The 19110-nt window shown below is 71.2% G+C and carries 20 protein-coding genes; 5 read left to right on the top strand and 15 right to left on the bottom strand.

From position 1 onward, the window contains the following. Nucleotide 1: 1 nt before the first annotated feature. From ABD875_RS20710 to ABD875_RS20700, 3 genes are read right to left on the bottom strand one after another with little or no spacing between them, the layout of a single operon-like run. Entirely contained in the window at nt 2-841 is an 840-nt protein-coding gene (locus ABD875_RS20710; RefSeq protein WP_345181842.1) for a carbohydrate ABC transporter permease, read from the bottom strand. After that, nucleotides 841-1797, bottom strand: coding sequence for a carbohydrate ABC transporter permease (locus tag ABD875_RS20705; protein WP_345181840.1), 957 nt, complete (start codon nt 1795-1797; stop codon nt 841-843). The genes ABD875_RS20710 and ABD875_RS20705 overlap by 1 nt, the downstream gene beginning before the upstream one ends. Next, nucleotides 1794-3056 carry an extracellular solute-binding protein gene (locus tag ABD875_RS20700; protein WP_345181838.1) on the bottom strand — a complete coding sequence of 421 codons (1263 nt, stop codon included), beginning with the start codon at nt 3054-3056 and terminating at the stop codon, nt 1794-1796. The genes ABD875_RS20705 and ABD875_RS20700 overlap by 4 nt, the downstream gene beginning before the upstream one ends. A gap of 170 nt (nt 3057-3226) precedes the next feature. On the opposite strand from ABD875_RS20700, the gene ABD875_RS20695 reads away from it, so the two are divergent. Continuing rightward, nucleotides 3227-4309 carry an ABC transporter ATP-binding protein gene (locus ABD875_RS20695; protein ID WP_345181836.1) on the top strand — a complete coding sequence of 361 codons (1083 nt, stop codon included), beginning with the start codon at nt 3227-3229 and terminating at the stop codon, nt 4307-4309. A 63-nt stretch (nt 4310-4372) separates the two neighbouring features. Here the strand turns inward: ABD875_RS20695 and ABD875_RS20690 are convergent, their stop codons facing one another. Further along, entirely contained in the window at nt 4373-5278 is a 906-nt protein-coding gene (locus ABD875_RS20690) for an alpha/beta fold hydrolase (RefSeq protein WP_345181834.1), read from the bottom strand. A gap of 88 nt (nt 5279-5366) precedes the next feature. On the opposite strand from ABD875_RS20690, the gene ABD875_RS20685 reads away from it, so the two are divergent. Continuing rightward, on the top strand, nt 5367-6203 hold the full coding sequence (locus tag ABD875_RS20685; RefSeq protein WP_345181831.1) for an esterase/lipase family protein: 837 nt from the start codon (nt 5367-5369) through the stop codon (nt 6201-6203). On the opposite strand, the gene glpX is transcribed toward ABD875_RS20685, so the two are convergent. The 6 genes from glpX to ABD875_RS20655 are packed head-to-tail and all read right to left on the bottom strand — an operon-like array spanning nt 6168 to nt 11389. Then, complete coding sequence (gene glpX, locus ABD875_RS20680) at nt 6168-7184, bottom strand: class II fructose-bisphosphatase (protein WP_345181829.1); 1017 nt, start codon at nt 7182-7184, stop codon at nt 6168-6170. The genes ABD875_RS20685 and glpX overlap by 36 nt on opposite strands. Before the next feature lie 20 nt (nt 7185-7204). Next, nucleotides 7205-8230, bottom strand: coding sequence for a sulfate/molybdate ABC transporter ATP-binding protein (locus tag ABD875_RS20675; RefSeq protein WP_345181827.1), 1026 nt, complete (start codon nt 8228-8230; stop codon nt 7205-7207). Continuing rightward, nucleotides 8227-8997: an ABC transporter permease gene (locus ABD875_RS20670; protein ID WP_345181825.1), complete on the bottom strand. Its 771-nt coding sequence runs from the start codon at nt 8995-8997 to the stop codon at nt 8227-8229. The genes ABD875_RS20675 and ABD875_RS20670 overlap by 4 nt, the downstream gene beginning before the upstream one ends. Next, nucleotides 8994-9737 (bottom strand): molybdate ABC transporter substrate-binding protein, encoded by a 744-nt coding sequence (modA, locus tag ABD875_RS20665; RefSeq protein WP_345181823.1) that lies wholly within the window; start codon nt 9735-9737, stop codon nt 8994-8996. Before modA ends, ABD875_RS20670 begins: the two co-directional genes overlap by 4 nt. Next, entirely contained in the window at nt 9734-10129 is a 396-nt protein-coding gene (locus ABD875_RS20660; protein WP_345181820.1) for a TOBE domain-containing protein, read from the bottom strand. The genes modA and ABD875_RS20660 overlap by 4 nt, the downstream gene beginning before the upstream one ends. 24 nt (nt 10130-10153) lie before the next feature. After that, nucleotides 10154-11389 carry an SLC13 family permease gene (locus ABD875_RS20655; RefSeq protein WP_345181818.1) on the bottom strand — a complete coding sequence of 412 codons (1236 nt, stop codon included), beginning with the start codon at nt 11387-11389 and terminating at the stop codon, nt 10154-10156. 34 nt (nt 11390-11423) lie between these two features. Here ABD875_RS20655 and ABD875_RS20650 point away from each other — a divergent pair, with 34 nt between their 5' ends. Continuing rightward, nucleotides 11424-11990 (top strand): DUF4245 family protein, encoded by a 567-nt coding sequence (locus tag ABD875_RS20650; RefSeq protein ID WP_345181816.1) that lies wholly within the window; start codon nt 11424-11426, stop codon nt 11988-11990. 13 nt (nt 11991-12003) lie between these two features. Here the strand turns inward: ABD875_RS20650 and ABD875_RS20645 are convergent, their stop codons facing one another. From ABD875_RS20645 to xseA, 3 genes are all read right to left on the bottom strand, one after another. After that, nucleotides 12004-14322 (bottom strand): hypothetical protein, encoded by a 2319-nt coding sequence (locus tag ABD875_RS20645; protein ID WP_345181814.1) that lies wholly within the window; start codon nt 14320-14322, stop codon nt 12004-12006. 209 nt (nt 14323-14531) lie between these two features. Next, complete coding sequence (locus ABD875_RS20640; RefSeq protein ID WP_345181812.1) at nt 14532-14771, bottom strand: exodeoxyribonuclease VII small subunit; 240 nt, start codon at nt 14769-14771, stop codon at nt 14532-14534. Then, the gene (xseA, locus tag ABD875_RS20635) at nt 14755-16002 is read right to left on the bottom strand and encodes an exodeoxyribonuclease VII large subunit (RefSeq protein ID WP_345181811.1); all 1248 of its coding nucleotides are present in this window, start codon (nt 16000-16002) and stop codon (nt 14755-14757) included. Before xseA ends, ABD875_RS20640 begins: the two co-directional genes overlap by 17 nt. 46 nt (nt 16003-16048) lie before the next feature. On the opposite strand from xseA, the gene ABD875_RS20630 reads away from it, so the two are divergent. Continuing rightward, nucleotides 16049-17047 (top strand): 4-hydroxy-3-methylbut-2-enyl diphosphate reductase, encoded by a 999-nt coding sequence (locus tag ABD875_RS20630; RefSeq protein ID WP_345181810.1) that lies wholly within the window; start codon nt 16049-16051, stop codon nt 17045-17047. Further along, nucleotides 17047-17670, top strand: a complete 624-nt coding sequence (locus tag ABD875_RS20625; RefSeq protein ID WP_345181808.1) for an L-threonylcarbamoyladenylate synthase — start codon at nt 17047-17049, stop codon at nt 17668-17670. Before ABD875_RS20630 ends, ABD875_RS20625 begins: the two co-directional genes overlap by 1 nt. Here ABD875_RS20625 and ABD875_RS20620 read toward each other — a convergent pair. Beyond that, nucleotides 17616-18071: a DUF6542 domain-containing protein gene (locus ABD875_RS20620; RefSeq protein WP_345181805.1), complete on the bottom strand. Its 456-nt coding sequence runs from the start codon at nt 18069-18071 to the stop codon at nt 17616-17618. The two genes, ABD875_RS20625 and ABD875_RS20620, sit on opposite strands and share 55 nt — an antisense overlap. Further along, complete coding sequence (locus ABD875_RS20615; protein ID WP_345181803.1) at nt 18068-19108, bottom strand: DNA recombination protein RmuC; 1041 nt, start codon at nt 19106-19108, stop codon at nt 18068-18070. The genes ABD875_RS20620 and ABD875_RS20615 overlap by 4 nt, the downstream gene beginning before the upstream one ends. Nucleotides 19109-19110 lie beyond the last annotated feature (2 nt).

The raw sequence follows: 19110 nt of genomic DNA, 5'->3' as shown, positions 1-19110 counted from the left end.
GTCACCCCTTCACCGCGCCGGACGTCAGGCCGGCGACGATCTTTCGCTGGAACAGCAGGACGATGATGATGATCGGGACGGTGACCACCACGGAGGCGGTGGCCAGCTGCCCGTACGGCGGGTTGAACGGGTCGGGCCCGACGAAGAACGACAGCTGCGCGGGCACGGTGCGTGCCTGGGTCGTCGACGTCAGTGAGATCGCGAGCACGAACTCGTTCCACGCGAAGAAGAACGTGAGGATCGCGGCGGTGAAGACGCCCGGTGCCGCCAGCGGCACGATGACCTTCCGGAACGCCTGCCACGAGGTCGCGCCGTCGACCTGGGCGGCCTGCTCCATCTCCCAGGGGATCTCACGGAAGAACGCCGACAGCGTCCAGATCGCCAGCGGCAGCGTGAACGACATGTACGGGATGATCAGCCCGACCCACGTGTTGAAGATGCCGAGCGTGCGCCACAGGTCGAACAGCGGGCCCACCAGCGCCACCACCGGGAACATCGCGATCGCCAGGGCGACCGAGAGCACCAGGCGCTTGCCCTTGAACTCCAGGCGGGCGATGGCGTACGCCGCGAGTGTCGCCAGGATCACCGACAGGAACGTCGAGATCGCCGCGATGCCGAACGAGTTGATCAGCGACTGCTGGAAGTCCGGGTTGTCGAGGATGTCGCGGTAGTTCTGGAGGGTCGGCTCCTTGGGCAGGAACTGCGGGCTGCCGGCCGAGGTCTCGGTGGGGCCCTTGAACGACAGCGAGATGATCCACACCACCGGCAGCAGGCACCAGACGAGGATGAAGATGAAGCCGGCCCAGGTGCCGACCTTGGTCCGAGCATCGTTGGCGGCCATCAGCCCTCACCCCTCGCCTGCGCCAGGTCGACCTTGAACAGCTTGACGATCAGCGCCGCGAGCAGCAGCACGCTGAGGAACAGCAGCACCGACAACGCCGAGCCCAGGCCGAGCTGCATCTGCTCGATCACCTGGCGATAGGTCAGGAACGACGAGGACTCGGTGTCCTGGGCGCCGCGCGTCATCACGTAGATGTTGTCGAAGATCCGGAACGCGTCGAGCGCCCGGAACAGCACCGCGACCATGATCGCGGCGCGCATGTTCGGCAGGATCACCTTGAACAGCCGCTGCCACCAGGTCGCCCCGTCGACCTTCGCGGCCTCGATCATGTCCTCGGAGATCTGCGAGAGACCGGCGAGCAGCAGCAGTGCCATGAACGGCGTGGTCTTCCAGATCTCGGAGACCATGATCGCGAACATCGCCGGCCAGTGGCTGCCGAACCAGTTGGTGTCCGCGCTGATCCACGGCAGCCACCCGAACCAGGCGTTCACGAAGCCGTTGTTGAGGCTGAACGCGAACTGCCAGGCGTACGCCGAGACCACGGTGATGATGCCGTAGGGGATCAGGATCGAGGTGCGGATGGCGCCACGCGCGAACACGATCCGGTGCATCACCATCGCGAACGCGAACCCGATCACCAGCTCGATCGCGACGGTGACCACCATGATCAGCACGGTGTTCCAGGTGTCCTGCCAGAACAGCGGGTCGGTGAGCACCGTGCCGTAGTTGGACAGGCCGATGAACTCCTTGTCGTCCGGGGAGGTCAGCCGGTAGCGGAACAGCGAGAGGTAGAGCGCCTGGAACATCGGCCAGGCCGTCACCAGCAGCATCACCACCACGGCGGGCGCGACCAGCCGCTGCCCGAGGCGGTTCTCCGCGCGGGACCGGTCGCTTGCCGGCGGCTTGCCGCGCTTCGGGGCCGGCTTCGTCGCCGCCGTGGCGGAGGTGGTGCTCACAGCAGCCTCCTTCCGTGCAGCACGTCGTCGATGAACGACTGCGAGTCCGCCGGGGTGTCCTGGTCGACCGAGTTCGACGGGTGCCAGGTGTTGAGGATCGCGCCGGAGATGTCGCTCCAGTACGGCGTGACCGTGCGCGGTGCAGCGGCGTCGAGGCTCTCCTGGAACAGGTCGAGGAGCTCCTGCGGGTAGACCTCCTTCAACGCGGGGTAGTCGTAGCCCTCCGCGCTGGCCGGCATGTTGCCGGTGAGCTCGGCGTTGACGCCCTGGTTCTCCGGCTCGGTGATGCACTCGATCGCCTGCATCGCCTCGTCCACGTGCGTGGAGTACGCGCTCACGCCGACCCCGATGCCGCCGTAGGGCGGACGGGACTCCTCGCCCTCGACGGTCTGGGGGTAGCGGGCGAAGCCGAGGTCCTTCTTCACCTCGGGCTGAGTGGCGTCGTAGTTGGTCCAGATGTAGGTCCAGTTGACCATGAACGCGCCCTGCGGCCCGCCGAACGTCGCACCCGCGGTGCCCTCGGTCGACACCGAGAGGTCGGCCGGAGCGGCACGCGAGCCGCTGAGGTCCGCGATCACCTTGGCGGCGTCGTCACCGGCCGGGCTGTCGACCTGGAGCGTGGCGTCGATGCCCTGCTCGGTGTCGGTGGCGATCTCGCCGCCCGCGCCGGAGATCAGCGCATTGATCCACACCGAGTAGCCCTCGTACTTGTTCGCCTGGACGGCGACCTTGCCGTCGTTGTCGGCCGCCGCCTGGATGACCTGCTCCCAGGTGACGGGCTGCGACATGTCGATGCCGGCCTTGTCGGCGAACGACGTGCGGTACCAGAGCACCTGGGTGTTCGACCAGAACGGCGCGACCACCAGCTCGTCCTCCCAGGTCGCCGCGTCGACCGCGCCCTGGAACGACTGCTGCTGGAGCTTCTGCTGGAGCTCGTCGGGCAGTGGCGCGAGGAACCCGGCGTTCGCGAACTCCGCCGTGAACGGCGGGTCGATGCTCATGATGTCGATCTCGGGATCCTCGGCGGCCAGCCGCCGCGCGAGCTGGATCCGCTGCTGGCTGGCGTCCTGCGGGAGGACCTGCACCTCGATCGTGTAGTCGTCGGTGCTGCAGTTCTCCGCGACCTTGGCCTGCCCGCCCGCGTCGGGGTTGACGTACCAGTAGAGCGTGGTGCCCGAGCCGCCGCTCGAGCACGCCGTCAGCAGGCCCGAGAACGTGGCCAGAGCGGCTGCTGCCGCGACGCCGCGTCGTACCGCCATGAAGGTGCTCCTCCCTGTGGTCACCGTCACGTTATCGCGTGGTACCCCGGTGGAGGTCGCCCGAATCCGGCGAGGTCGTCCGGGTGCCGTGGCGGTCGGCTACTGTGAGCGCGCTCACCTTTACTACGGATCGTCCGGCACGTACCTGCCGGTGAAGGAGTTGTTCACGCATGGCTACAGTCAGGTTCGAAGAGGCGCAGCGCTGGTATCCCGGCACTGACCGCCCGGCCGTCCCGGGGATCTCGCTCGAGATCGAGGACGGCGAGTTCATGGTTCTCGTCGGCCCCTCCGGGTGCGGCAAGTCGACCACCCTCCGCATGCTCGCGGGCCTGGAGGAGGTCAACAAGGGTCGGATCTTCATCGGGGACCGCGACATCACCAACATGCCGCCGAAGGACCGGGACATCGCGATGGTGTTCCAGAACTACGCGCTCTACCCGCACATGTCGGTCGCCGACAACATGGCGTTCGCGCTGAAGATGGCCAAGGTGCCCACCGACGAGCGGCGCCGCCGCGTCGAGGAGGCCGCCAAGATCCTCGGCCTGACCGAGTACCTCGAGCGCAAGCCGAAGGCGCTGTCCGGTGGTCAGCGTCAGCGGGTCGCGATGGGCCGCGCGATCGTGCGCCAGCCCCAGGTGTTCTGCATGGACGAGCCGCTGTCGAACCTCGACGCCAAGATGCGCGTGCAGACCCGCACCGACATCGCCAAGCTCCAGGCCGACCTCGGCGTCACCACCGTCTACGTCACCCACGACCAGGTCGAGGCGATGACGATGGGCGACCGGGTCGCGGTCATGAAGGACGGCATCCTCCAGCAGGTCGACACCCCGCTCGGGCTGTACGACAAGCCGGTCAACCTGTTCGTGGCCGGGTTCATCGGCTCGCCGCAGATGAACCTCATGCACGCCAAGGCCGTCGACGGCCAGGCGCGGATCGGCACCTACCTGGTGCCGGTCGACCCGACCGCCTCCAAGAAGATGGAGGGCAACATCACCGTCGGTGTCCGCCCGGAGGCGTGGCGCGTGGTCGGCAACAGCGAGGACGGCCTGCCGGTCCAGGTGACCGTGGTCGAGGACCTCGGCTCGGACGCCTTCGTCTACGGCACCTGCGACGTCGAGGGCACGCCGAACAACATCATCATCCGGGTCAGCGGGCGCGACCACCCGCAGAAGGGCGAGACGATGTACGTCACGACCGACCCGCAGAACGTGCACGTCTTCGACACCGACACCGGAGAACGCCTCTCCGACTGATCACCCCCCCGAGGCACCCCCGAGTCGGCGTGGATGCACCCGCATCCACGCCGACTCGGCGTCTCAGGGCCTGGAGCGGTCGGCGGTACGCCGCACGGCCCCGACGAACGTCTCGAAGAGCTCCGGCGGCAGGTCGTGGCCCATGCCGTCGATGAGCAGCAGCTCCGAGCCGCGGACCGCGGCCGCGGTGGCCCGGCCACCCGACACGTGCACCATCTTGTCCGCGAGCCCGTGCACGACCAGGGTCGGCACGCGCACGCTGCGCAGCCGGGCACTGCGGTTCGGCTGGGTGAGCACCGCCAGCATCTGCCGCATCACGCCGCTGGCGCTGACACCGCGGTCGAAGGTGTCTGCGGCGCGCTTCTCGACCGTCTCGACCGGCTGGGGGTACGCCGGCGAGCCGATCTGGCGCCAGAACGCCGAGCTCATCGCGACGTACGCCTCGCGTCCGGGCTTGCGCCCGCCGATCAGGCCGGGCAGCAGGGACGGGTGCTGCCAGCCCACGGTGCGCTTGCCCGTGGTCGACATGATGCTGGTCATCGAGCGCACCCGCGTGGGGTGCTCGATCGCCATCGTCTGCACGATCATCCCGCCCATCGACACGCCGACCACGTGGGCGGAGTCGAGCCCGAGGTGGTCGAGCAGTCCGCAGGCGTCGGCGGCCAGGTCGGAGATCGAGTACGGCGCGCGCACGCGGGTGCCGGCGAACGCGCGGACCAGCGTGCTCCGGGCGACCCGCCCCTCGAGCACGGTGGAGCGGCCGGTGTCGCGGTTGTCGTAGCGGATCACGTAGAAGCCCGCGCGCGCGAAGGCCTCGCACAGCTCGGGATCCCACCAGTTCAGCGGGCCGCCGAGGCCCATCACCAGTAGCAGCGGGTCGTCGTCCGGGTCACCGAACGTCTGGTAGCAGAGCTCGATACCGCGCCCGACCGGGGCGAACAGCTCCTCGGAGCACGCGACGGGAGACATGGCTCAAGTCAACCAGTCGGCCAGGAAAGGGTTACGACACCCCCGAAACGGCAACGGAATGTCCATGCGAGGACGTAACGTGCGCCACATGTCGTCGTCGACCCTGGCCGACTTCCTGCTGCCGACGGGCTTCGAGTGCCCGCGGCCGGCAGCGGTGCTGCGCGAGGGCAGCGCGGTCGCGGAGATCGGCCGCTACGCGCTCCGGGCCGCCGGCGAGCGCCGGTCGCGCCGGTCCACGCCGTACGCCGCCCGCGCCGCCGCGCACCGGCTCAGCGACCCGGTGATCCTGGTGCCCGGCTTCCTCGCCGGGGACGGTTCGCTGGCGCTGCTGGCGCGGACCCTGCGCTCCCAGGGCTTCCGGACCTACCGGTCGCACATCCACGCCAACGTCGGCTGCACCCTCAACGCCGCCGCGCAGCTCGAGGCTCGGCTGGAGTCGATCGCCATCCAGCGCGACTCGCGCGTGCAGATCGTCGGGCACAGCCTGGGCGGCATGCTCGCCCGTGGCATCGCCGTACGCCGGCCCGACCTGGTGTCCAACATCGTGACGATGGGCAGCCCGATGCTCGCGCCCGGCGCGCACCACCGGTCCCTGACCGCGAGCGTGGAGATGCTGATCCGGCTCAGCCGGGCCGGTGTGCCTGGACTGATGTCGGAGGAGTGCGTGGCCGGTCCGTGTGCCCGGCAGAGCTTCTCCGAGTGTCGTGAGCCGCTGCCGGCCGGGGTCGGATTCACCGCGATCTACTCCAAGCGCGACGGCATCGTCGACTGGAAGGCCTGCGTCGACCCGGCGGCGGCGCCGGTCGAGGTCACCGCGTCGCACCTGGGGATGGCGTTCGACCCACGGGTGGCCGACGTCGTGACGGCCGGGCTGTACCGGTCGGTCTCGTCAGCTGTCGAAGTCGATCGCGGCAAAAGCGCGTAGCTTCTGGAGCTGGTGCTCCGAGGTGATCGACCGGATCGTGCCGCTGCGCGAGCGCATCACCAGCGAGTGCGTGGTCGCGCCGCCGGCCCGGTAGCGCACGCCGCGCAGCAGCTCGCCGTCGGTGATCCCGGTGGCCACGAAGAAGCAGTCGTCGCCCGTGACGAGGTCGTCGGTGGTCAGCACGTGGTCGGCGTCGAGGTTGTGGCCGGCGTCCAGCGCCTTCTGCCGCTCGTCGTCGTCCTGCGGCCACAGCCGTCCCTGGATGACGCCGCCCAGCGACTTCATCGCGCAGGCGGTGATGATGCCCTCGGGGGTGCCGCCGACGCCGAGAAGGAGGTCGATGCCGGTCTCGGGCCGAGCGGCCATGATCGCGCCGGCGACGTCGCCGTCGCTGATGAACTTGATCATCGCGCCGGTGGCGCGGATCTCCTCGACCAGCTGGGCGTGCCGCGGGCGATCGAGCAGCACGACGGTCACGTCGGAGGCGTTCTTGCCCTTGGCCTTGGCGACCTGGTGGATGTTCTCGGCGACGGGGTAGCGGATGTCGACCACACCAGCGGCCTCCGCGCCGGTCACCAGCTTCTCCATGTAGAACACCGCGGACGGGTCGTACATCGAGCCGCGCGGGGAGACCGCCATGACCGAGACCGCGTTGGTCATGCCCTTCGCGGTCAGGGTGGTGCCGTCGATCGGGTCGACGGCGACGTCGCACTCGGGGCCGGTGCCGTCGCCGACCTGCTCGCCGTTGAAGAGCATCGGGGCGTTGTCCTTCTCGCCCTCGCCGATGACGACCGTGCCGTTCATCCCGATGGTCGAGATCATCACCCGCATCGCGTTGACCGCGACGCCGTCGGCGCCGTTCTTGTCACCGCGGCCGACCCACCGGCCCGCGGCCATCGCGGCCGCCTCGGTGACCCGGACCAGCTCCAGCGCCAGGTTGCGGTCGGGGGACTCGGGGGCCGGCGACAGGCTGTCGGTCATGGGGCGAGGATAGCGGGGAGTCACCTCCGGTAGACCGCGACCTCGCTGGCCTTCACGGCAAAGACGACCTCGGATCCGGGCGCCAGGTCGAGCTCGGCCGCCGCCTGGACGGTCAGGTCGGCCGCGAGGTGGCCGGCGCGCACCCGCACCTGGTCGCCGCGTGGCTCCAGCTCGGTCACGGTGACCGCGAGCGCGTTGCGCGGGCTGCCGCCCGGCGAGCTGCGGAACACCGAGACCGCGCTGGGCCGAAACACCGCGACGACCTGGTCGCCGTCGACCGGCGCCGGGTCGATGGCGATGCCGCGGATGCCGTCGACGACGCCGTCGCGCCAGGCCCCGGACACCATGTTCAAGCCGGCGATGCGGGCCGCGAACGCGCTGCGCGGCCGTTCCAGCACGTCGGCGGTCGGGCCAGCCTCGGCGATCCGGCCGCCCTCCAGCACCACGACCCGGTCCGCGAGCAGCAGCGCGTCGAGCACGTCGTGGGTGACCAGCAACGTCGTGCGCCCGGCGAGCACCCGCTTGAGCGTCTGTCGCAGCGCCGGGAGCACGGCGACGTCGAGCGCGGACAGCGGCTCGTCGAGCAGCAGCAGCCGGGGCTCGGCCGCGAGGGCGCGCGCCACCGCCACCCGCTGGGCCTGGCCGCCGGAGAGCTGTCCCGGCCTGCGGTCTGCGAGGTCCGCGGCGTCGACCTCCGCCAGCCACCGGCGCGCCGCGTCGTGCGACGTACGCCTGTTCGCGCCGGTGCTGCGGGGCCCGAACGCGACGTTGTCGAGGACGCCGAGGTGCGGGAACAGCAGCGGCTCCTGGGCCATCAGCGCCACCCGGCGGTCGTGCGGAGCGACCCAGGCGGTCCGTCCGGTCAGCTCCCGTCCGTCGAGCACGACCCGGCCCCGGTCGGGGCGCAGCAACCCGGCCGCGACCGCGAGCACCGTGGACTTGCCGGCACCGTTGGGGCCGAGGACCGCCAGGGTCTCGCCCTCGGCCACCTCCAGGTCCACGTCGAGGCCGCGCTCCTCGACGACGGCACTCAGGTGCAGGCTCATCCGAGGCTCCGTCCCGGCCGGCCCGCGAAGCCGATCACCAGGACCGCGACGACCACGAGCACCAGCGACAGCGCGACCGCGGCGTCCACGTCGGTCTCCCGCAGCCGGTAGATCTCGAGCGGCAGCGTCCGGGTGACGCCCTGGAGGCTTCCTGCGAACGTGACGGTGGCACCGAACTCCCCGAGCGCCCGGGCGAACGACAGCACCGCCCCCGACACCAGTCCGGGCAGGACCAGCGGCAGCGTGACCCGGCGGAACACGGTGGTCGGCGCGGCGCCGAGGGACGCGGCGACCACCTCGTAGCGCAGGCCCGCGGTGCGCAGCGCGCCCTCGAGGCTCACCACGAGGAACGGCGTCGCGACGAACGTCTGGGCGAGCACCACCGCGGTGGTCGAGAACGCGACCTGGATCCCGAGCACCTCCAGCTCGTCGCCGAGCAGGCCGCGGCGGCCGAACGTGTAGAGCAGCGCGACCCCGCCGACGACGGGAGGCAGCACCAGCGGCAGCAGCACCAGGGAGCGGAGCACGCCCTGGCCGGGGAACGACGTGCGTGCGAGCACCATCGCCATCGGTGTGCCGAGCAGCAGGCAGAGCAGGGTCGCGACCGCGGAGGTTCGCAGGCTGAGCCAGAGCGCGTCCTTCGAGGCCTCCGACGTGATGAGGGTGAAGAAGTCCGTCCACTCCACCCGGGCGACGATGGCGACCAGGGGGAGCAGCAGGAACGCCGCTCCGAGGGCGGCGGGTGCGTAGATCCAGCGCGGGATCACGGCTGCCCGAACCCGAAGCCCGCGAGCACGCCCTGGCCGGTGTCACCGAGCACGAACCGGACGAACTCCGTGGCGAGGTCGGGCTCGTCGGACCCGTCGACCGGCGCGATCGGGTAGGTGTTCACCACCTCGGCCGCCTCGGGGAACGTGATGCCCCCGACGTCGTCGCCGGCGGCCCGCACGTCGGTGACGTAGACCAGGCCGGCGTCCGCCTCGCCCGAGCTGACCTTGGCGAGCACGTCGGTCACCGACTGCTCCTCGCTGACGGGCGAGAGCGCGACCCCGGCGTTCCCGGCGACCTGCTGGGCCGCGGCGCCGCAGGGGACCTCCGGCGCGCAGACCACGAGGTTCAGCCCGGGCCGCGCCAGGTCCTGGAGCGACGCGATGCCGGCCGGGTTGTCCGACGGCACCACGATCTCGAGGGTGTTGGTCGCGAAGTCCTGCGGGGCCGCGGCCGCGAGGTCGTCGTCGACGAGCTCGGTCATGGTGGCGCCGTCGGCCGAGGCGAACACGTCGGCCGGTGCGCCGCCCTGGATCTGGGTGACCAGGTCGGAGGAGCCGCCGAAGCTGAGCTCGACGTCGACACCGTCGTGCTCGGCCTCGAACTCCTCGGCGATCTCCTCGAACGACGCGGTCAACGAGGCGGCGGCGTACACGGTGAGCGTCCTGCTGGCTCCGTCGTCGCCGCCGCACGCGGTCAGCGGCAGGAGGAGCAGGAGCGGCAGCAACGGCCACCTCATGGGCGCTCCACGACGACGTTCGTCGACTTGACCGACGCGATCGCGCGCACGCCCCGCTCGAGCCCGAGCTCGTCGGCGGCCTCGGAGCTCATCAGCGAGACCAGACGGTACGGCCCGCAGATCATCTCGACCTGGGCCATCACGGTGTCCTTCGTGACCTTGGTGACGATGCCCGCGAGCCGGTTGCGGGCGCTCACGGCCGCGGCCCGGGTGGCTGCGCGGTCCGGGTGGTCGGCGAGGGACTCCGCGAGCAGGGCCAGGTCGGCCCCGGCCACGACCGTGCGCCCGTCCTCCTGCGCGCTGGCCACACGCCCGGCGTCGACCCAGCGGCGCAGGGTGTCGTCGCTGACCCCGAGGAGCTCGGCGGCTTCCGCGATCCGGTAGGTGCTCACCCGGCGATCATGCCGCAGATGCGGCTATACGACCAGGGATAGAACCGCAACTGCGGAGACCAGGCTGACGGGCGTGACCAGCAACGAGACCCGGTGCAGCTCCCGCAGCGGCGGCGGATGTCCGAGCCGGACCATGCTGCGGCGCCAGAGCAGGTTCGCGAGCGACCCGGTGTAGCTCAGCCCGGAGCCGATGTTGAGCCCGAGCAGCGCGGCCAGCACGGCGGTGTCGCCGAGCGAGCCCAGCAGCGGCACCAGCAGCAGCGTGGCGGAGAGGTTCGTGAGCACGTTCGCGAGCAGGGTCGCGAGCACCGCGACCAGCAGGAGGTCGGCGAACCCGGTGCCGGTGGGCAGGACGTCGGCGACCCACTCGCCGAGGAAGCCCGTCCCCAGTGCCGCGACCACGATGCCGAGGCACAGCACGAACAGCGCGAACGCCGGGTGCGCGGCGGCCACCGCGTCGCGGGCGCCGAGCAGCCCGCGGCGCTGCCCCCACCAGGCGAGCGCGAGCGCCGCGGCACCGGAGAACCAGAACGGCTCGATCCCGAACGGCGAGCCGACCGCGAACCCGGCCAGCATCAGGCCGACGGCCAGCAGCGGCACGACCGGCAGCGGCGGGTGCTCGCCCTCGGAGACCGGTCCGGGCGGCGCGGCGAGGTCGCGGCGGAACAGCAGCCGGAGGGCGACGTACTCGACGACGAGCACCACCGCGAGCACCGGCGCCATCGTCAGCGCGAACCCCCCGAACGTGAGGTCGAGGTGGGGCATCGCGAGCAGGTTGGTGAGGTTCGAGACCGGCAGCAGCAGCGAGGCGGAGTTCGCCATCCGCAGGCAGGCGTGGGCGCCGGGGCGGTACGAGGTGCTCGTGCTCACCGCGACCCCGACGACCACCGGTGTCAGCAGCACGACCGTGGCGTCCAGGCTGAGGACGGTGGTCACCGCGGCGGCGAGGAGGAAGACGCCGGTGAACAGCCGCACCGGCCGGCCGTGGGCGGCATCGCGGACCCGGGACGCCGCCGCCGTGAACAGCCCGGCCCGCCCGCAGACGTCGGCCACCACCAGGATCGTGACCAGGAACAACACCACCGGGCCGAGGTGCTCGAGGGTGTCGCGGACGTCCGCCCAGCCGAGGATCCCGGTCGCGAGCGTCGCCGCCGCGGCGGTCAGCCCGACGGCCGCCTCGACCCGGCCGCGTGGGTGCAGGTACGCCGTCACCAGCAGGGCGAGCAGTGCGGCCGCGGGGACGAGATCGAGGGCCGGCACGCGGGAACCCTAGGTCACCAGGGAGAATGGCGCGGTGAGCGAGGTTCAGCAGACCGGCAGCCCGGGTCGTTACAACCGGTCCACGGGTGGCCTCGTCGGCTCGATGATCGTGCTGCTGCTGGTCGTGCTCGGGATCGTGGTCTTCCGTGGCGCCTTCCGCGACACCCCGGAGTACGACCCCGAGCCCGTCGAGTACCTCGACCTGGTCGCCAGCGTCCAGCAGGCCGGCCTGACGCCGGCGTACCCGCCCACGCTCCCGGACGGCTGGTTCGTCAAGGAGGTCGACTTCGAGCCGACCGACCGGCCGGTGCTCCGCCTCGCGATGGTCACCGACGACGACCAGTTCGCGGGGATCCACGAGGAGGACCGCGACGTCGACGACCTGGTCGCGGAGTACGTCGGCTCCGAGGCCGTCGAGGGCGACGAGGTGGAGCTCGCCGGGTCGGTCGCCCCGGTGTGGCAGACCTTCTCGGACCCGGGCGGTGACCACGCCTTCGCCGCCGAGGTCGGCGGCCAGACCGTCCTCGTCTACGGCGACGCCGACGAGGACGAGCTCCGCGAGCTCGCCGCGTCCCTCACCACGGACTCCCTGACCCCCTGACGGACCGGCTGGTTCAGCTGACGATGCCGACGTTGTAGCTCGTCGTGCCGGCCGTCGTCTTGATCTTCACCACGACGTTGTCGCCGAACGCGAGGTTCTTCCCGAGGCTGGTCGTCGGGACCACGATGTTCTTCGTGGCCAGGGCGAGGATCGAGCTGGTCTTGCTGGCGACCAGGTTGCTCCCCGAGAAGGCCTTCACCGTGAAGTTGCAGGGGTTGGTCTTGGTGCACTGCATCGACAGGGTGAGGGCCGTGGTCTTGTTGTTGGCCACCGTCCGCGTGGCGGCCAGCTGGGTCAGGATCACTCCCGACGGCAGCCCGGCCACCGGATCGCCGTTCACGGCCACGCCCGCCGAGGAGGCGTTGTCGGAGTAGTCGCGGTCCTTGGTGGTGGTCGTCACGTACGCCGTGTTGACGACGTCCTTGTACGTCGGCTCGTCCGCGGTGAGCGCGCCCACGCAGGTGACCTGGATGTCGGCGCTGCGCGCCTGGGTCCAGTCCGCGTTGTAGAAGCGGAACATGTACGCGTCGCCGCGCGGCTCCGCGCCCAGGGACCGCACCTGCGAGGTGTAGCCGCCGTAGCCGCCGACGATCGCGTTGCTGTCGGCCGGGCACGCCATGACGCCCTCGGTCTGGGTCTCGGGCCCGACCGAGATCGTGTCGTCGGGCGTCGAGATCACCAGGTCCGCCATGTGCCCGCTGTCCGCCATGGTCTGCGGGGCCAGGCAGCTGATCCCGAACGACGAGGCGGTGCCGTCGGTGTGGTCGATGACCCAGTACCAGGTGTTGTCGACGACGTAGGACTCACGCACGACGGCGATCCCCGAGGCGACCTCGAACTCCGGGGCGTACGGCGTGTACCCGACCGGGCAGGAGCGCTGCACCTGCTGACCGTCGGTCGCCGGGTCGCTCGCCAGCGAACCCGGCTTCATCGCCATCGTCATCGCGTCGAGCAGGTGCGTGTGGCCACCGCTCGCCCCGACCTCGACGGCGAGGCAGGTCACCTGGGCGGTGACGTCGGCGACCTCGGTGCCGAGGTTCGTCGCCCGGACCGCCCAGGCGGCGGCCCCGCCGACGGTCGTGACCTTGCTGGACTCGATCACGACGTCCGCCGACGCACCGGCCTGGTCGAGCAGCAGGCCGCCGTCGGTCGCCATGTAGTCCACGGGGCACACCGCGGTGACGGTCCGGGTCTGCCCGACGTTCAGCACGCCCGCGGTGTCGTCGTGCTTGACGTCGATCCAGTGGCCCTCGGACTCAGGAAGGCCGGCCGCGCTGATGTTCTCGGACAGCATCGCCCAGAACCGGATGGTCCGCGACTCGCCCTTGGCGAACGTCCTGGCGGCGCACGTGAGCATGTTGTTCGCGAAGGTGCAGGGCCAGTTCGACGCGGAGGGGGTCTGCCACTGGCTCCCGACCTGGATCTTCAGCGTGTCCGGGACGTAGGTCATGTCGGGCGGCAGCACGTCGGCCACCTGGACGCCCTGGGCCGACCTGCTGTTGGAGCTGTTCCCGTTGGCGATCGTCAGCTTGTAGCTCACGGTCTCGCCGGGTGCGGCGGTGATGCCCGACTGGTACACGCGGGCGAACGAGATCCGGTTGCCGGCGAAGTCGATCGACTGGATGACCCCGTCGACGAGCGCGCCCGGCGCGACGGCGAACCCGAAGGCCGTGACGGTGGGTTTCGGCGCGTTCGGGAACTGCTGCGGGTTCGGCGTCAGCGCGTTCAGCCAGGCAGCGAGGCTGCCGACGTTCGTCGGGACGGGCGGGTTGCCCGTGGTGAGTGCGGCGAACGGCGTCCCGCCGATGATCAGGGTGGCGGTCCAGTCGGGGCTGAACAGCGTCCGCACGAGCTTGATGTCGGGGTTGCCGTCGTCGTTCAGGTCGACCAGCAGGTGGTAGTCGGGGACGAACCCGACGTTGCCGGCGGGCACGAACGAGATGTAGGGGATCGAGAACGGCTGCGGCGCGTTGACGACGTCAGCCAGGAGCGTGTCGGTGTCGAGGTACTCGGTGATCCGCATCTCCGGCCCCTCCGCCTGCATGTTGCAGGTCGGGGAGCTGGCCGGCACCGGCACGACACACGAGTCCCGGTCGGCCTCGGTGTAGATGCGCAGGCCGTCCTCCACCCACTCGAGGTGACCGTTCAGACCGGTCCCGCTCAGCGCCGTGTCGAGCTTCTGCACCGGCCCGTGGCTGCCCACGGTCTTGGCGATCGAGAGCTCGGCCTTCGGGATCAGGGCCTCGGCAGGCGCCGTGGCCACCAGGAGCGGAACCACCAGGGCCGCCGCCCCGATCGCCGCCAGTGTCGCCGCGCGCGCGTTCGCCCGCATCCGTCGCATTCCTGATTCCCCTCACCAGGGCGACGTGCCCGATCACGCACCGCTCTCAGACTTACCCGATCGTTGAGAAGGTAAGTGACGCAGCGCCGCAGGTCTGTAGGGATCGCAAGATTTCTGCAACACGCGGTCCACGCGACGGCAACAGACGTCCACGCACGCTCAACGCAGCGGTGACGCCCGGTCCACCGGACCAGACCGGACTAGTCCGGCTCGCCGTCCTGGCCGTGGTCCTGGTCGGCGTCGATCGCGGCGTCGAGACGTTCCCGGGCGCCGTCCAGCCAGTCCTGACAGATCGTCGCGAGCTGCTCACCACGCTCCCAGAGCGCGAGCGACTCCTCGAGGGTGGTGCCGCCGGCCTCGAGGCGGCGCACGACGTCGATGAGCTCCTCGCGGGCCTGCTCGTACGACGGCTTCTGCTGGTCGTCAGTCTTCTTGGCCATCGAGGTTCCCATCGATCGGTTCGGTGCGGGTGGTGGTCGCGTGGATCCGGCCGTCGGCCACCCGCACGCTGATCTCGTCCTTCGCGGCGACGCCGTCGACCGACGTCAGCACGTGCCCGTCGGCGTCCTGGAGCACGGCGTACCCACGCTGGAGCGTGGCCAGGGGCGACAGCGCCCGGGCCCGGGCGCGCTGGTGGCCGATGTCGTCGGCGGCGCGGTCGAGCGCGTGGGAGAGGGTGCGCCGCGCGCGGTCGCGGAGCTGCTCGACCTCGTCGCGGCGCGCGTCGAGCAGGGTGCGGGGGTCGGCGAGCGCCGGGCGGGAGCGCAGCGCGTCGAGGCCGGCCTGCTCCCGGGCCAGCCAGCGCTCCAGGGCGCCGCGCACCCGGACGCGGGCGTGCTCGACCTGACGCAGCTCCTCGACGACGTCGGGCACGACCAGCTTGGCGGCGTCGGTCGGGGTCGACGCGCGCACGTCGGCGACCAGGTCGAGCAGCGGCGAGTCGGGCTCGTGGCCGATCGCGGAGACCAGGGGAGTGCGGATCGCGTGCACCGCCCGGATCAGCGCCTCGTCGGAGAACGGCAGCAGGTCCTCGACCGATCCGCCGCCACGGGCCACGACGATGACCTCCACGGCGGCGTTGCGGTCCAGGCGCTCGACCGCCTCGATCACCTCGGCCGCGGAGCGGGGGCCCTGCATGGCGGCGTACGCGACCTCGAACCGCACCGCCGGCCAGCGTCGCCGGGCGTTCTCGAGCACGTCGCGCTCGGCCGCGGAGCTCGGCGCCGTGACCAGGCCGACGGTGCCGGGCAGGAACGGCAGCGAGCGCTTGAGCTCGGCGGCGAACAGGCCCTCCGCCGCGAGCAGCTGGCGGCGGCGCTCGAGCCGGGCGAGCAGCTCGCCGAGGCCGACCATCCGGATGTCGCGGGCGTAGAGGGAGAGCGTGCCGCGGTTGGCGTAGTACGACGGCTTCGCGTGCACGACGATGCTCGCGCCCTCGACCAGCGGCGGGTTCAGCCCGTCGAACAGGGTGCGCGAGCAGGTGACCGGGACCGAGATGTCGGCGACCGCGTCGCGCAGGGTCATGAACACGGTGTTCATGCCGGGACGGCGGCTCACCTGGGCGACCTGGCCCTCGACCCACACCGCGCCGAGCCGATCGACCCAGCCGGCGATCGCGTTCGCGATCTGCCGCACCGGGGCCGGTGACTCGAGCGAGGTCTCCAGGGCCATGCGGGCGAGGTTAGGACATGACGCCGACGCACCTAGACTGGCCCACATGACGACCGACATGGGCATGCCGCCGATCCTGTCGCCGGAGGACGCCGAGAAGGCGGTCCTGCTGGCGGCGCCGCGGGGCTACTGCGCCGGTGTCGACCGCGCCGTGATCACCGTCGAGAAGGCGCTCGACCTCTACGGCGCCCCGGTCTACGTCCGCAAGCAGATCGTGCACAACAAGCACGTCGTCTCGAACCTCGAGTCCCGCGGCGCGATCTTCGTCGAGGAGCTCTCGGAGGTGCCCGAGGGCGAGACCGTGGTCTTCTCGGCGCACGGGGTCTCGCCCGAGGTGCACCGTCAGGCCGAGGAGCGCTCGCTCAAGACGATCGACGCGACCTGCCCGCTGGTGACCAAGGTGCACCACGAGGCGAAGCGGTTCGCCAGCGAGGACTACGACATCCTGCTGATCGGTCACGCCGGTCACGAGGAGGTCGAGGGCACCGCGGGCGAGGCCCCCGACCACATCCAGCTCGTGCAGGGCCCCGAGGACGTCGACAGCATCGTCGTCCGGGACCCGTCCCGCGTCGCCTGGCTCTCGCAGACCACCCTCTCGGTGGACGAGACCCTCGAGACGGTGGCCGCGATCCGCAAGCGGTTCCCCGAGCTGCTCGACCCGCCCAGCGACGACATCTGCTACGCCACCCAGAACCGCCAGCTCGCGGTCAAGGACATCGCCCACCACTCCGACCTGATGATCGTGGTCGGCTCGGGCAACTCCTCGAACTCCGTGCGCCTGGTCGAGGTGGCCCTGGAGGTCGGGGCGCGCACGGCGTACCGCGTCGACGACGCCTCCGAGATCGACGAGGCCTGGCTGGACGGCGTGAAGACCGTCAGCGTCACCTCGGGCGCCAGCGTGCCGGAGGAGCTGGTGCAGGGCGTACTCGAGTTCCTCGCCGAGCGCGGCTTCCCGGACGCCAAGGCGGTGCACACCGCGGAGGAGTCATTGATCTTCGCGCTGCCGCCGGAGCTGCGCCGCGACCTCAAGGCCGCGGGGCGCTGATGGCGCGCTACCTCGACGTCCACCCGGACAACCCGCAGCCGCGGCTCCTGGAGCAGATCGCCGAGGGGCTGCGCGACGACCAGCTGATCGCCTACCCGACCGACTCGGGCTACGCGCTCGGCTGCCGGCTCGGCAACCGCGACGGCCGCGACCGGATCCTGCGGATCCGCGGGCTCGACGACAAGCACCACTTCACGCTGATGTGCAAGGACTTCGCCCAGCTCGGCCAGTTCGTGAAGCTCGACAACTCGGCGTTCCGCGCGATCAAGGCGGCCACGCCCGGTCAGTACACGTTCATCCTGCCGGCCACCCAGGAGGTGCCGCGCCGGCTGCTGCACCCGAAGAAGCGCACCGTCGGGGTCCGGATCCCCGACCACACGTTCGTGCAGGCGCTGCTCGACACGCTCGGCGAGCCGCTGCTCACCAGCACGCTGATCCTGCCCGGCGAGACCGAGCCGCGCAGCCAGGGCTGGGAGATCAAGGAGGAGCTCGACCACCAGGTCGACATCGTGGTCGAGGCCGGCGAGACCCTCGCCGAGCCGACGACGGTCGTCGACTGGTCGGAGGGCTACCCGGACGTCGTGCGCGTGGGCGCCGGTGACCCGGGGCGGTTCGAGGGCTGACGCTGCTGGCCCAGCACGCGCTGGCGTACGGCGAGGATGCCGAGGCAGAGCACGTAGCCGACGATCAGCGCGCCCGCGTGGTGGCCGAGCCCGGAGACGACCGCCTGTATGACGCCGTCGCCCCGGTCGGCGATGACCTCCGGACGCGCGATGCCGAGCAGCGTGAACACCGCGACCATCAGCAGCGGCGGCAGCACGCCGACGGTGAAGAAGTCGGTGGGCCGCACGAGCAGGGCGGTGCCGACGCAGATCAGCACGAAGCTGACGTCGAAGAACCACCCGATGCTGCCGGTGACCGCCTGGTCGAGCACGACCGCCGTCAGCGCGAGGGCCAACCCGAGCGCGACCACCTGTCGGCCCGACTCGTGCCCCTGCTCCCAGAGGGTGCGGCGCTGCGTCACAGGGCCACCGTATGGTCGCCGTCCTCCGGGTCGTCGGCGGCGCGCCGTTCCACGACATGCAGCTCGGTGGGTGGTAGGGACCGGCTGGTGGACTCGACCTGGCGCGGTGCCGGCAGGTCACCGAACCGACGGGCCGCGACCAGCACCCGCGACTCCAGGGAGCCGACGGTCTGGTTGTAGTGGCCGACCGCGGCGTTGAGCGAGCGACCGAGCTGGTCGAGGTGGCCGGTCATGCTGGCCAGCCGGCTGTGCAGCTCGCGGCCGAGCCGGTGGATGTCGCGGGCCTGCTCGGCCAGCGTCTCGTGGCTCCAGCCGTGCGCGACCGTGCGCAGCAGCGCGATCAGGGTGGTCGGTGTGGCGAGCACGACCTGCCGGGCGGCGGCGTACTCGATGAGCGAGCCGTCGGTCTCGAGGGCGGCGGCGAGGAACGACTCGGCCGGGACGAACAGCACGACGAACTCCGGGCTCTCGGGCAGCGATCGCCAGTACTGCTTGGAGCCGAGCATGTCGACGTGGGCGCGCAGCTGGCCGGCGTGCCGGCGGAGGTGGTGCTCCTGCTCGGCGGGGTCGTCGGTGGACGTGGCGTCGAGGTAGGCGTCCAGGGGGACCTTGGCGTCGACGACGACCCGGCGCCCGCCGACCAGGCGCACCACGAGGTCCGGGCGCCGCGCGCCGTCGTCGAGGCGGACCTGCTCGGCGAAGTCGCACCGGTCGACCAGACCCGCGAGCTCGACCGCGCGGCGCAGGTGCATCTCGCCCCAGCGCCCCCGCACCTGCGGCTTGCGCAACGCGGTGGACAGCGACCGGGTCTCGCGCTGCAGCGAGTCGACCTGCGCGTCGAACTGCCCCTGCCAGGCGGCCCGGGCGCGGTCGAGGTGGTGCATCTGGTCGCTGAGCCGGTCCAGCCCCTGCATCACCTCGGCCTGGTCGACCAGGCCGGCGGTGTAGGTCGGGCGGGAGCGGGACCAGAGCACACCGACGAGGACGCCGAGGCCGAGCCCGACCAGCAGCGTGAGGAAGATCGTCAGGATGTCCATGC

Source organism: Nocardioides caricicola (assembly GCF_039541135.1).
Taxonomy (GTDB): domain Bacteria; phylum Actinomycetota; class Actinomycetes; order Propionibacteriales; family Nocardioidaceae; genus Nocardioides; species Nocardioides caricicola.
This window is presented reverse-complemented; position numbering and strand designations above follow the sequence as displayed.